This is a genomic window from Treponema pallidum subsp. pallidum str. Nichols (genome assembly GCF_000410535.2).
Lineage (GTDB): Bacteria > Spirochaetota > Spirochaetia > Treponematales > Treponemataceae > Treponema > Treponema pallidum.
In genome coordinates this window covers 111,773-125,183 of sequence record NC_021490.2, presented here as the reverse complement: position 1 = coordinate 125,183, position 13,411 = coordinate 111,773, and the positions used below count along the sequence as shown (strand labels likewise).

The 13,411-nt window shown below is 49.3% G+C and carries 7 protein-coding genes and 3 tRNA genes; 4 read left to right on the top strand and 6 right to left on the bottom strand.

Features of this window, described 5'->3' with window-relative positions:
- Window positions 1–13: 13 nt before the first annotated feature.
- The 3 genes from TPANIC_RS00550 to TPANIC_RS00540 all read right to left on the bottom strand — a co-directional run bounded on the left by TPANIC_RS00550 (window position 14) and on the right by TPANIC_RS00540 (window position 273).
- Window positions 14–85: transfer RNA gene (locus TPANIC_RS00550), tRNA-Glu, on the bottom strand.
- A gap of 36 nt (window positions 86–121) precedes the next feature.
- A tRNA-Glu gene (locus tag TPANIC_RS00545) sits at window positions 122–193 on the bottom strand.
- A gap of 9 nt (window positions 194–202) precedes the next feature.
- Window positions 203–273 (bottom strand) — tRNA-Gln (locus TPANIC_RS00540).
- 259 nt (window positions 274–532) lie between these two features.
- Here TPANIC_RS00540 and rlmB point away from each other — a divergent pair.
- The 4 genes from rlmB (at window position 533) to TPANIC_RS00520 (ending at window position 6,342) form a co-directional block, all read left to right on the top strand.
- Complete coding sequence (gene rlmB, locus TPANIC_RS00535) at window positions 533–1,411, top strand: 23S rRNA (guanosine(2251)-2'-O)-methyltransferase RlmB (RefSeq protein WP_010881558.1); 879 nt, start codon at window positions 533–535, stop codon at window positions 1,409–1,411.
- A gap of 101 nt (window positions 1,412–1,512) precedes the next feature.
- The gene (locus TPANIC_RS00530) at window positions 1,513–2,898 is read left to right on the top strand and encodes an ATP-dependent 6-phosphofructokinase (RefSeq protein ID WP_010881557.1); all 1,386 of its coding nucleotides are present in this window, start codon (window positions 1,513–1,515) and stop codon (window positions 2,896–2,898) included.
- A gap of 119 nt (window positions 2,899–3,017) precedes the next feature.
- Complete coding sequence (locus tag TPANIC_RS00525) at window positions 3,018–4,829, top strand: phosphotransferase (protein ID WP_014505410.1); 1,812 nt, start codon at window positions 3,018–3,020, stop codon at window positions 4,827–4,829.
- Window positions 4,810–6,342 (top strand): BCCT family transporter, encoded by a 1,533-nt coding sequence (locus TPANIC_RS00520; RefSeq protein ID WP_013944811.1) that lies wholly within the window; start codon window positions 4,810–4,812, stop codon window positions 6,340–6,342. Before TPANIC_RS00525 ends, TPANIC_RS00520 begins: the two co-directional genes overlap by 20 nt.
- A 31-nt stretch (window positions 6,343–6,373) precedes the next feature.
- Here TPANIC_RS00520 and polA read toward each other — a convergent pair whose 3' ends face one another.
- From polA to TPANIC_RS00505, 3 genes are all read right to left on the bottom strand, one after another.
- Window positions 6,374–9,367, bottom strand: a complete 2,994-nt coding sequence (gene polA, locus TPANIC_RS00515; protein ID WP_010881554.1) for a DNA polymerase I — start codon at window positions 9,365–9,367, stop codon at window positions 6,374–6,376.
- 166 nt (window positions 9,368–9,533) lie between these two features.
- Window positions 9,534–11,315, bottom strand: a complete 1,782-nt coding sequence (gene nadN / locus TPANIC_RS00510; RefSeq protein ID WP_010881553.1) for an NAD nucleotidase — start codon at window positions 11,313–11,315, stop codon at window positions 9,534–9,536.
- Window positions 11,316–11,561: 246 nt separating this feature from the next.
- A complete protein-coding gene (locus TPANIC_RS00505) occupies window positions 11,562–13,385 on the bottom strand; it encodes a helicase-related protein (protein ID WP_010881552.1) in 1,824 nt (607 codons plus the stop codon).
- Between the last annotated feature and the right edge of the window lie 26 nt (window positions 13,386–13,411).

The following is a 13,411-nucleotide window of genomic DNA, read 5'->3' as shown; positions in this document are numbered from 1 at the left end:
ATACACACCCCAATAGTCCCTACGGGAATTGAACCCGTCTTTTGAGATTGAGAATCTCATGTCCTAACCGATAGACGAAGGGACCACACGCGCTCCTCCCCTTTTTAAATAGAGAAAAGAATAGTCCCTACGGGAATTGAACCCGTCTTCTGAGATTGAAAATCTCATGTCCTAACCGATAGACGAAGGGACCACACGCGCTTTCCCTAGGGAGGACTCGAACCCCCACACACAGAACCAGAATCTGCGGTGCTACCATTACACAACCAGGGAGGGAGGCCCAGGCTAGTACGACACGTATTTTCTGTCAAGCAGATAACGAACACTCACTCAGATCAAAAACTTACCCGGTACCTCCACTTGACCGACGCAGACTGGCAGCTGCCATCAGCAGCCCCACAGCACACGCGCATTCCGGCAAAGACACACAACTGCACATTGCCGATACAATTGTGCAGTCGCTCCTTCCAGTCAGTAGCGCTATTGCAAAGCGCGCCTGGCTGCGATACAAGGAGGAGAACACTTACTCCGTATGGTTATTTCAGGATTACGCGCCATCGAAGAGTTTCTGCGCGCGCAGCCTGCTGCGCTAGAAGGGTTACACGCGGGAGGAAAAAACAGCAAGACGCAACAAAGCTGCGTGCGTGTGCTCACGCTCTATTATGCAGCGGAAAATGCGCGCATCAAACGACTCCTTGGTATGGCCGCGGCACGGGGGATACGGATCACGCACACAACGTGTGCTGTGCTTGATAAGCTAGCGCGTAGTTTACCCCCTGCGCTGCGCGATCACCGCGGTATCCTTGCTGTTCTAAGTTCACCGAGCGCAACGCCGCAGGGTTCTCATACAAGAAAAAAACGACCCGCTGTGGACAGCTCGCAGGAACGAACGTTGTTACATGCACTGGCAACGCACACGCACGCGCTTGTGCTCGTCTTAGACGCAATTACTGATCCCCACAACGTTGGGGCAATTGTACGCAGTGCAGACCAATTTTCTGTCGATGCAGTGCTCCTGCCGCACCATCATGGGGCAGGAGGTACAGAAACTATCACGCGAGTGAGCGCAGGCGCCGTTGCATGGGTACCGCTTGTGCGTGTACGCAACCTAGTGCGCACTGCAGGTATCCTCAAGCGTTCAGGATTCTGGCTATACGGTGCTGATGTAGCAGGAGAAGCAATAGGCGCCCGTACTTTTCCTCCTAAGACAGCGCTTGTGTTAGGCAACGAGGGGCACGGCGTTTCGCCGTTGCTGCGCACGCACTGCGACGCACTCATCTCTATCCCAACGCAGGGGAATGTAGACAGTCTGAACGTGTCGGTTGCCGCAGGTATTCTGTTATACGAAATACGCCGGAGTCAGCAGTCTCCCTACTCCGTACAAAGGCAAAACGAAATGAACGCTCAATGAAAACACCCAGGGCATCTTCGCATCTTTAATTCATATTGCATCTTTCACCCCATTGCGTTAGCCTGAGGGAGTCTCTACGCACGCGGTACGCGGAGGACCCCATGGCACATCTTCCTAAAGAGTACGATTTTTCTATAGAGTCATTGGGGGAAAGCAAAATTCCCTCTCCCATCTACCTGTCTCACACCCTTGGCGACTTCATTCCTAACTACGTCAGTGACAATGAGTACATCAGCCATGAACTGAGTGCGCGTCTGGGGGAGACGGTAGGGCCCTTTACTCATAAAAACTTGATGGAGCGTGCGGGCCCGCGCCAGAAGATTTTCTTCAACCCGCATCACGTTCATGCAGGTATTGTCACCTGTGGAGGGCTCTGTCCCGGCCTCAACGATGTCATTCGCGCCATCGTCCGCTGCCTTTGGGGCCGCTATGGCGTTAAGCGCATTAGTGGTATCCGCTTTGGCTATAAGGGCCTCTTGCCCGATTACAACTTCGATATCCTGCCGCTCACCCCTGAGGTCATCGATAACTGCCACAAAACAGGTGGTTCGCTGCTAGGCACCTCGCGCGGTGGGGGGAACCGTGTGGTTGACATCGTCGATGGTATCGAGCGGCTCAACCTGCACATTCTCTTTATCATTGGGGGGGATGGGAGTCAGAAGGGAGCAAAAGAGATTGCCGACGAAATAAAACACCGCAACCTTAAGATTTCCATCATCGGCATTCCCAAAACGGTGGACAACGACATCTCTTTTGTTCAAAAGTCATTTGGCTTCGATACTGCTATTGTCAAAGCAACAGAGGCAGTTGCCGCAGCGCACATGGAGGCTCGTTCACAGATTAACGGCATTGGACTGGTCAAACTCATGGGGCGTGAGTCTGGATTCATCGCTACGTACACGGCGATTGCGAGCCATGAGACAAACTTCGTACTCATCCCTGAAGTGAGCTTTGACCTTGACGGTCCAAATGGGCTTTTGGCTCACCTAGAGAAGCGAATCGCGCTACGTAAGCATGCGGTGCTCGTTGTAGCAGAAGGTGCGGGGCAAGACCTAATGGTAAATGCGGACGGTGTGCCCTCCGGTGATTCCCAAGGAGGTAGTTTGCGCGTGAGCAGCGGCACGGATGCGTCGGGTAACAAGCGCCTTGCGGATATCGGTTTGTTCTTAAAAGAAAAGATTGGAGTCTATTTCAAAGAAAAGCGTATACACATCAATTTAAAGTACATCGATCCGAGCTACTTGATTCGTTCCGCGGTTGCTGCGCCCATAGATTCGATTTACTGCGAACGCCTCGGTAACAATGCGGTGCATGCGGCGATGTGCGGTAAAACGAAAATGATCATTGGCTTGGTGCACAATAAGTTTGTACACCTCCCAATCGATGTGGTGGTGTGCCAACGCAAACACGTAAATCCTGAAGGATCGTTGTGGCGCGACGCCCTTGATGCAACAGGACAGCCGATTGTGATGAAAAATATTATCTAGGAGAGCGAAGGATGCGCTCCTCACAGCTGTGTGCAGGAAGCGAGCAGGGGGGGGGGTGCTTTTTCCCCTGTTTTTTGCGTGCTTGACGGCGGGCGAACACGCCCGTACACTTCCTCAGTGTGGGGCGTCGTTTTTTCCAGATTTTTCAGCTTTTGCGCGATGCGCCTCGGCTTTGCCAGCGTGACATCGCCAAGGCGTTGCGCCTGTCCTTGGCTTACACCAATCGCCTTCTACACGCTATGGAGTCTGCAGGACTCCTTGAAACCCACGGGACCTTTGGTGCGCGGACGCGTTCTCTCACCCCCCTTGCACATAGTCAGTATCAGTCTTGCCGGGTTCATAATGCGGTAATAATGGCTGCAGGCTTTGGCTCCCGTTGCGTGCCTCTTACATACGCTACTCCAAAGGGCCTGCTGAAAGTCTTTGGTGAGCCCATGATTGAGCGTCAAATTCGTCAGTTACACGAAGTCGGCATTACTGACATCACGGTCGTCGTCGGCTACCTCAAAGAGGCCTTTGAGTACCTCGTCGACAAGCATGACGTGACGCTCACCTATAACCCTGACTATGAAACTGCCAACAACCTATCCACCCTCTACCACGCCCGTCATTTACTTCGAAATACCTACATACTCTCAAGCGATAACTGGCTACGCGAAAACATTTATCACTCCCATGAGTGGGATTCCTGGTATACGGCTGTCAAGACACAAGGGAAAACAAAGGAATGGGTGTTAAAAACCGGATTGTACGACAAAATTACCGCCGTGAAAATTGGTGGCAGAAGTGGGTGGATCATGTACGGTCCAGCTTACTTTTCTGCATCGTTTTCTAAAAAGATCATCCCCCTCATCGAAGCTGCCTACATGCGCCCAGAAAACCGCGCGTGGTTCTGGGAAGACGTCTTTATGCGCAATACAAAATCCCTTACCATGTTTGCCAACAAACAGGCTGACAACCTTATCTACGAATTTGAGTCGCTCGATGAGCTGCGCAAGTTTGATTTTGCGTACATGGTTTCGAGCGATAACGAGTGGATGCGCGTCATTTCCCATGTTTTCAACCAACCCGAAATGACAATCGGTAAGCTGCGTCCACTTAAAGCAGGAATGACGAACAAATCTTTTATCTTTGAGCTGAATGATAAGCCGTACCTATTCAGAATTCCTGGAGAGGGTACCGAACTCCTTGTCAATCGCTTCCAAGAAGCTGCCGTGTATGAAGCAATTAAGCCCCTTAATATTTGTGACACTCTCGTTCACCTTGAGCCTGCCCGTGGTATTAAAATCACCGTCTTCCACAAAGACTGCCGCAGTGCAAACCCTAGTGATCCGGCAGACCTTGACTTGTGCATGAGGATTGCGCGCAAACTCCATCAATCAGGTATTTGTGTTGCCCATAGGTTCGACTTCAGATCGCGTATTGCGTATTACGAAAAGCTTGCCCTCGACCAGTACAGTATTCTTTACGCTGACTATCGTTCAGTGAGAGAAAAAATGAATACACTCTTGGCTATTGTCGATTCAGTGGACAAACCGTGCGTACTTACGCATGTCGATCTAACCCCAGATAACTTCCTGCTTTGCGATGGCAGTGCCCAGCTCATCGATTGGGAATATGCGGGCATGTGTGATCCGCTTGTGGATATCGCGATGTTCTCTTTGTATGCCCACTTTAACACCGCCCAGATAGAAGATCTCATGTATCGTTATTTTCAGCGTAATCCGCACGGAGAAGAGCGCCTGCGCGTCTTTTGCTATATTGCTCTTGGGGGATTTTTGTGGTCTTTGTGGACGAGCTACAAACAGGCGCTTGGTATCTCGTTTGGAGATTATGGACTGAAAATGTACCGATATGCAAAAGAATATTACGAAGCAGTTCAGACGCTCCTGAAAACACATAGGGCAGATCATGCAGAAAGAAAAATGTGACTTCAGCGTCTCTCTCATCCCATTGGGAATCGTGATCTCGTGCGCACTCCTATTTATTTCCTTTCCTGACATTTCTCATCGGGTAATCGGTACCCTCTTGAATATACTGGTAAACAAACTGGGCTTTTTCTATATCCTTACCGGACTGTTTTTTTTAGGAACGACGCTGACTATTGCTTTTTCACGGTATGGTGCGGTGTATCTGGGTACTACGCGCACCGCACGCTATTCCAACTTTACGTGGGGCTCCATGATTTTTACGTCCACCATGGCGGCGGATATTTTGTATTGGTCGCTCATCGAATGGGCGCACTACTTCACTCAAGCTCCGTTTATAGCAGAACACTCCCCTCCCACGGAAAGACAAGAATGGGCGGCAGCGTATCCCCTTTTCCATTGGGGCATCATACCTTGGTCTTTTTACGTTCTTCTCGCAGTGGCCTTCGGCTACATGTTGCATGTAAAGAAGCGACACACACACAAAATTTCTGAAGCCTGTCGTCCGCTGCTGGGCGCGTACGTAGACGGAATAATAGGAGAAGCAATCGATATCTGTTCTGTAGTGGGATTGCTTCTAGGCGTTGCAACCACGTTTTCCTTAGCAACGCCCCTCCTTTCGCTCATGGTTTCTCTCTTGTTCGGTATTTCTAACACCCAGCTGCTCGCTTTAGCGTTGCTCTGCGTTATTGCGTTGGTGTACACCACAGCAGTACTGCTGGGTACCCAGGGGATCTCAAAGCTCTCGCGTGCCGCGGTGTACTGCTTTAGTACCGTTCTTGTTTTCTTCTTGTGTGCAGGACCAACCGTGTATCTTATCGAGACGGGTATCACCGCGATAGGGAAAATGCTACAAAACTTCTTTCTTATGGCAACGTGGATGGATCCTTCTCGTATTTCATTACAGGAAACGGATGGGACGCTTGGATTTCCACAGCGGTGGACTATCTTTTACTGGGCGTATTGGATCACGTGGTCTGTTGCAACCCCATTCTTCATCGGCGCGATATCCGAAGGGAGAACCATCCGGAATACCATCGTCGGAGGGCTCTGCTGGGGTATCGCAGGTACGTACGGCTCCTTCATCGTCTTAGGGAACTACGGGCTCTATTTACAAACGCACCACCTCCTTCCTGCCGCGTACTTGCTGCGCGCGGGGAATACACCCGCTGAGGTGATTATCGCAATTATTCAGACACTGCCCTGCGCGTACATCGTTATGGCGCTGTTGGCAGCTACCATGATCGCCTTTTATGCAAGTACTTTTGACGCATTAACGCTCATCATCGCTTCCTATTCGCAAAAAAGCGTTGCACCGGGAGAAGAACCACGTCAAATAATGAAATCGTTTTGGGCGGTTGCGTGCATTCTCCTTCCCGCTTCTCTCATATTCTCCCAGTCCACACTCATGCACCTGAAAAGTTTAGCCATCATTGCGGCATTTCCTTTAGCGCTGATTATGTTGTGCGTGGTAGCATCATTTTTTAAGGAACTACGCGCCGAGGTAACCTCATAACGTGCCCTGTTGCATCCCTCAGATGGGTATGCTAATGAAAATCACCCCAACTATTTCCAGACTCCACGTGTATACGCAGCGGGATCGAGAGCTCAACAGCATGTTCCATCTCAGCAAAGAGAATTTCTTTCACTATCGCTGTCTCAGCAGCTGGCGCCTCAAAAATCAATTCATCGTGTACCTGCAGCAACAATTGTGCACGTAACGGTCGGCGCGCAAACGCACGCTGGATTGCTATCATGGCAATTTTCACAATATCCGCCGCAGAACTCTGAATTTGAGTATTCAACGCCATACGTTCGGCACGCGCGCGCTCAAGCGTATTGCGACTATCGATAGTACGGATGTAGCGTCGTCTTCCAGCCAAGCTAGTCACATAGCCGGTTTTACGTGTCTGCTCTGCAACCTGTGTACTAAAAGCATACACCCCCGGGTACGTTTCAAAATAACGGTAAATGAAGCTCTGCGCTTCCTTCTGAGAAATTTTAAGTTCGTCACTCAATCTAAAAGCGCTCATTCCATACACGATTCCAAAGTTAATAGTTTTTGCGATTCTTCTCATTGCAGGTTGTACATCGTCTATAGACACATTGAAAATATATGCAGCAGTCAATGCATGAATATCAATGTGCTGTCGAAATGCATTGAGAAGATTTCTATCTTGAGATAGATGGGCCAACACGACCAGCTCTATTTGTGTATAGTCTGCCGAAATTAACTCATGCCCAACAGTAGCTTGAAACGCCTGCCTTATTTTTCTTCCTTCTGTGCTTTTAATGGGAATGTTTTGTAAATTTGGATTTCTACTCGAAAGCCTTCCAGTTGCGGTACCAATTTGCACAAAGCTAGTATGTACACGCCCTGTTTGATCAGCAAGTTTTGCAAGCGATTCGGTATACGTCGAACGTAACTTTGAAAGATCTCTAAAGAGCAATATTTTTTCTGCAATGGGATGCTTACGTGCAAGTTTCTTCAATACAGAATGATCAGTAGAATAACCTTGAGTATTCTTTTTACCGGGCGGTAAATGTAATTCTTGAAAAAGGACTGTCTGCAGTTGCTTCGGAGAACCAATATTAAATTCATGACCGGCAAGAGAAAAAATATCGTGCTCGTACTGCTGGATCAAATCTGAAAAAGATCGAGTGAGCTGCTGCACAACATCCTTACGTAAAAAAATCCCCACTTCTTCCATACGTGCTAGGATAGGCAAAAGCGGCATTTCTATGGTCTCAAACACAGAAAGCAATCCTGCTGTTTCCAAGCGGAGTTTTAAATAATGGTATAAACGAAAAGTAATATCTGCATCCTCCGCTGCATAGCGGACTGCACACTCATAAGGGACGTGCGCAAAGGTTTGCCCTTTTGCTACCACTTCTTCAAATGTAATCGTTCTGATCTGAAAGAATGATGCGGCAAGTACATCCATACCGTATGTACCGCGATCGGGATCCAGCAACCAAGCTGCAACCATCGTATCGAAAATATTACATGCACAGTGCTCAAAAACGCCTGCACGATGCATAACGTGATAATCAAACTTTCCATTATGCATAACAAGTGTGAGCGTCTCATCATTCCAAAGACGTCGAAGCTGGTGCATGACAGCTTGGACATATGCCGGATCCTGCACAGCAGATGCAGATACCCCATGCTGTTCTGTGCACTCCTTTTCAGTCTCGACATTAGTGCTACGTGCACATGTACACTGAGTTGACTCGGTATGAAGAGAAACGTCCGGAACAATAAGAGGAACATAAAAAGCCTCTGCTTCCTGAAAGCAGATCGAAAATCCGACCAGACGTGTATCGTGCGGATGCAATCCATCCGTTTCACAATCAAACGCGACCACACCATTCGCACACGCGCAATCAATAATACGTTTAAGTTCTACAGGGTCAGTAACACCACGATAATGACCTGCACTGCGTGCAAGCATAACATCCTGCCTAAGATCTCTATTTTCTATAGGTATGGCGCCAGACACAGCACTCGTCTTCAACTCCGACTTCAATACGGAGTTCACCTCCGGTGTACTAGCCCTCCCTTCTACCTGAGATAAGAAACACTCATTTGCACATCGACCAGACGTGAGCACAGAAGACTCTGTCATTTGTAATGTATCGTTTGTTGCTTCTGTATCTATTTCTTGCACACAAGCACGATATTGTTGTGCAAGCGCATGCAATCCTTCTCGCACAAAAATACGTGCAGCAGACGTTACATCGAGCGGAATACAACAGGAATCTTCGAGCGAAAAAACACATGGTACATCGTCACGCAACTCAATGAGTGAACGAGAAAAAAATGCATCTTTCTTCCCACACACTATCTTCGTGCGCAGCGCTTCTTTTAAGGAATAGGTATGACGATAAATACCATCAAGTGTGCCAAAACAGTGGAGAAGATGTGCAGCCGTCTTAGGACCAATCCCTCTCACACCAGGCACATTGTCGGAGGAATCTCCCATGAGAGAGAACAAATCAAGTAATTGTGTTGGCATGACCGTCCACCGTTGCTGTACGTACGCAGCGTCGCAACATGTCCACTTATGATCTATGTCAAGTCTGAGCACTTGCACCGTATCACACACAAGCTGAAGTACATCTTTATCTGAGGAGATAATCACAACATGACAGTGCTCAGCCGCAACTCGTTTTGCTAGGGTTGCAATGAGGTCGTCAGCTTCAAAGCCGTCATGACGCAAAACTGTAATGCCCAGTGCACACAGGATTTCTTCGATAAGGGGAATTTGCGCATAAAGCTCTGCAGAAGTCTTATCCCTTTTTGCCTTATAGGCTGGGTACTGTACGTGCCGAAAGGTAGGCGTGAGAGAATCAAAAACAGCAACAAAATAACGGGGTCGATAGTGACACAGGAGCGTGTGCAAACTCCGAAAAAAACCATATACGGCAGAAACATTCGCACCGCTGTCGTTAATCAACGGCGCACGCGCGAACGCGTGGTAACTCCGATAAATAAGTCCGTAGGCATCAAGAAGGTAAAGCGTTTTTTTCTCTTGCATAAGGTGCAAGGAGTATACCACGGTCAATCGCAAAGATAAGGTTATGTGCAGCACCCTTCTTTCCGCTCCTAACGTGGCATACCCTTTGTCTTTCCCGGAAAAGCAGATTGGCACAGCCTGTAAAGAACGTAGTTCTTTACAGGCCTCTAATGTAAGTTACTTCCTACTATTTAAGACGGAATATCACATTGGAATCTGTGTATGCACGAAAATTTTTATGCGCACGCAAAAACTTAATCAAAGACTCCGCATCACGCAGATACGTATCCTCAGCTCCGCGCGTACTGACAATCTCTCCGAGCGTTTTATATCCGTCTTTTCCCCGCGCAATGTACGAGTTCACACCCAACCGATACGGCGCGCGCTCATCTACTGGCACCCACGCTCCATCTTTTTTTTGCACCTCAAGCTTTATCACTCGTTTGCCATGTTCATCTGGTTCTTGGCGCGCTTCATACCGGACACCCGCCCCATAGGGGAAGGCTCCCGTGGAACCATCACCAAGTGCAAACTGCAATGCATCCTCTATAATTTGTTTCAACTCTGCACCGCTGACGTCCACCAACACCAGCGTGTTACTAAAGGGGAGGAGCGTGTATGCGTCATTATACGTAATCTCACCAGGCTGAATATTTGACCGCGCACCGCCTGCATTTTGAATTACGCAATCTACCTTCCCCGCACCAAAACTTTGAATGTCTGAGAGCATCGTCTCTGCTACAAACCGCGTTGCAACCGAACCCTGTGGATTCTGTGCATCGGGAACTCGATGCACAGAACCACCTCGCATTGAGGCACCGGTAATTACGCCAATTGCCTGCGCACCAAGCGCCTCCTTTTCCTTTTTAAATTCTTCCAACACAGATATAATCTGATCATTCTCCTGCGCAAATATAATCTCTGGCGTCATCCTCAGTGCCACAAGCAGCGCTTCACGCTCTGCCTCCTCAAGAGGATAATTTTTTCTATCCGCTCCTTTTTTTTGCAATGTATTCGTATGTAACAAAAAACGCGGCATGCCTACTGCACTCGTTATTACTCCTGTTCGGTCAAAGACTACGTTCAGCTCGCCCAGACACTTACCATACTCCCACGCCTCTACCACATACACAGGCTCCCCTGCAGGGGACATAATCTTTCTGGGATATTCACCAACTACCGGAAGACCTAGCCGTCCGAGTGATTCATCCCCCAAAAGGTAGTGGGTATCACCTGACACGATGACGTCAATACCAGAAATGTTCTGAGCAATTTCACAGTTCTTCTCAAAACCTGCATGAGAAAGGAGGATTATTTTATTTACTCCTTGCTGCTGCATTTCAACAGTTGCACGACGCACCGCCTCTATCTCATCAATAAAATTGATATCCTTACCGGGACTGGATGACTCCACGGTTTTCTTTACCGTATCAAGTCCGATAACCCCAATACGCTCACCTGCACGCTCCACAATAGCGCTCGGCTTCCACAAGCCATGCAACGTGCTGGCAGCATTAGGAACCACATTTGCAGAGAGAACTGGCACTTCCAAATAGTGCAGAAATTCTTTGAGTCCCTCATTCCCATTATCAAATTCGTGATTGCCAAGGGTAAAAAAATCAAATCCTGCATGGTTCATCAGCACCGCGTCCGCACGCCCTCTAAAGAGGGTAGAATACAGCGTACCTATGAGTGCATCTCCTGCATGCAGTACCAATGCGTTCTTCGACTCCGCACGCAACCGTTGTATCTCGTGCACAAGCGCCGCATAACCGCCTACAGCCGCTCTGAGTCTTTCCCCTGCCACTGCAAGCTCTAAGGGTTCTGGTTCCAAATGCGAATGATGATCGTTGATATGTATAATCGTTAACTCAAAATCCCCCGCACGAGAATCGAGTTTCCTACAACCTACAAGTGCAAGCCCGATACACACCGCGTGAATCACCCGATGGGGAATAAACCTTTTCATAATATCCTCCACGAACAGACGCGTCCGCTCGATGTGTTCCGTGCCCGCACGGTACGGAACCTAGACCACACCGTATCGGAGACACATGAACGACGGCTCAGTATATAAAATTGCATAAAAAACCTGTAGAAGTAATGCTAACCACTCGGCCATAAAAATGCGCGTAACTCGCGGAATATACAAGGCAACTGTATGTTCTCGCCATCCTTCTTGCTTTCCTGCAGATACGATTTGCTCGCAGAATCGTTAACGTGCAACATACAGGACATCACCCCACAAGAGTGAATGTTTTTTTTTCACACGTCCTGTTTCGAGCGCGTAATATAGCAAGGCACGTACATCCGCCACACTGAGCACTTTCTGATGTAGCGCGAGGTGCTGCACCAACGATGATACAGTGAATCTGCGCGCATTCTTTTTCAAAAACTGTAAGAGCGCTTCTACATCCTCACATACAAAACGTGCAGTGCCTGCACACACATCACATCCGGCACACACATTCTGTTCCCCCAAAGACTCAAGTAAAACTGCGCGGCGACAACGTCCGCTTTCAGCAAAGTGGCGCAACACGTGCGCACGCACCCGTTGTGCATGCGGCAGTGTTTCTATCGAGCGAGCATCTCGAGGTGACCACAATAAAAATGCGTCTGCACGCATTCCGTCCCGTCCTGCTCTTCCAACCTCCTGTACGTACGCCTCCACAGTCAGTGGCGCATCCACGTGAATGACCGTACGTACATTCGGCTTATCAACTCCCATTCCCCACGCGCAAGTAGTTACCAAAACGGCAGAATCATGGGTATGAAACCATCGCTCCACTGTTTCTTTTTCTTCCCTCTGCAACCCTGCGTGATAAAAACGTATCTGTGTGTCAGAAAGACACGTGCGCAAATGGTGGGCTACACGCTCCACCTGTACCCGACGAGCACAAAAAATAACTGCAGGGCGCACACAACGCGCTACAAGTTGAGTCAGTGCCGTCTGCTTACACAGCACCGTGCGTACGGTGTATCGAATGTTCGGGCGATCTACTGTTCCCTGCAACACGTGCGCACGACCGCCAAACAGCACTTCCATGATGCGCGCAAGCACTGTTTGACTTGCAGTCGCCGTAAATGCAGTCACCACTTGAGGCGCAAGATCCTGCACCAATTCGCCTAGTCGCACGTAATCAGGACGAAACGAATCTCCCCACTCGGACACACAGTGCGCTTCATCAATAACCAAATGCGCAACGCGACATGCACGCACGCGTGCGCGCAGCGCAGGTTGTGTGAGTATCTCTGGACTTGCGATGATGCATACACCTCTTCGACTTTCTGTCCTTTTCTGAGCAAGACGTTCATCCACATGTACCACCTTCGAGAAGGTACTCACGTCATCAGAGAAGAGTGACGCATCAAAAGAGATCGAATCTGCAAGGGAAAATTCTGCCGTCTGGTGTGCAGGAGGCGTAACGCCTCGCATCCGGCCATACGCCTCAGCACACCTATCCAACTGCGCATACATGTACGCGCGCTCTTGCGCATTCAGTCCACCACGTAACAAGATGACCGAAAATCCCACTGCCTGCATCCGACGGCACTGATCACGCATGAGCGATAACAGTGGGTACACCACTAGCGTCGGCCCCTCTAAAAAGAGGGCAGGTACTTGAAAACACAGCGATTTTCCTGCACCTGTCGGCAATAGCACCACTTGATGTGCGCGTGACACGCCATCCTGATCAAAACGTGTGTCTTGCATGGCACCGACGAAATTATCCTCAGGCTGCGCGTCATCCACATGAGTCACCCTCGTAGCATCGGTTTGAGAAGAACCTGCCGCAGCGAACGGAGTTGTATGTGTACACGCATGCGCCGCATCCAGTATGTTAGCAATTACCAAGCGCTGCCAAGGAAACAGCGCACGAATACCAAAAACTGCTTGGGCAGTACGCGCTATGACGTCATGCGACATGTGCGCATCACAAGCAGGATTATCCGTAGGAGCAGGCATGGGGGCCGCACCCTGCGCGGCATACACATAGCGCAATCCATCCATCTCTACCCAATCTGAAGTATTACCCACAGTCTATGCCCTTCCACATACGGATA

Excerpts from the sequence above, each read along its gene's own strand:
- TPANIC_RS00530 (WP_010881557.1), top strand. The coding sequence starts at position 1,513 with ATGGCACATCTTCCTAAAGAGTACGATTTTTCTATAGAGTCATTGGGG.
- rlmB (WP_010881558.1), top strand. The coding sequence starts at position 533 with ATGGTTATTTCAGGATTACGCGCCATCGAAGAGTTTCTGCGCGCGCAG.
- nadN (WP_010881553.1), bottom strand. The coding sequence starts at position 11,315 with ATGAAAAGGTTTATTCCCCATCGGGTGATTCACGCGGTGTGTATCGGG.
- polA (WP_010881554.1), bottom strand. The coding sequence starts at position 9,367 with ATGCAAGAGAAAAAAACGCTTTACCTTCTTGATGCCTACGGACTTATT.
- TPANIC_RS00520 (WP_013944811.1), top strand. The coding sequence starts at position 4,810 with ATGCAGAAAGAAAAATGTGACTTCAGCGTCTCTCTCATCCCATTGGGA.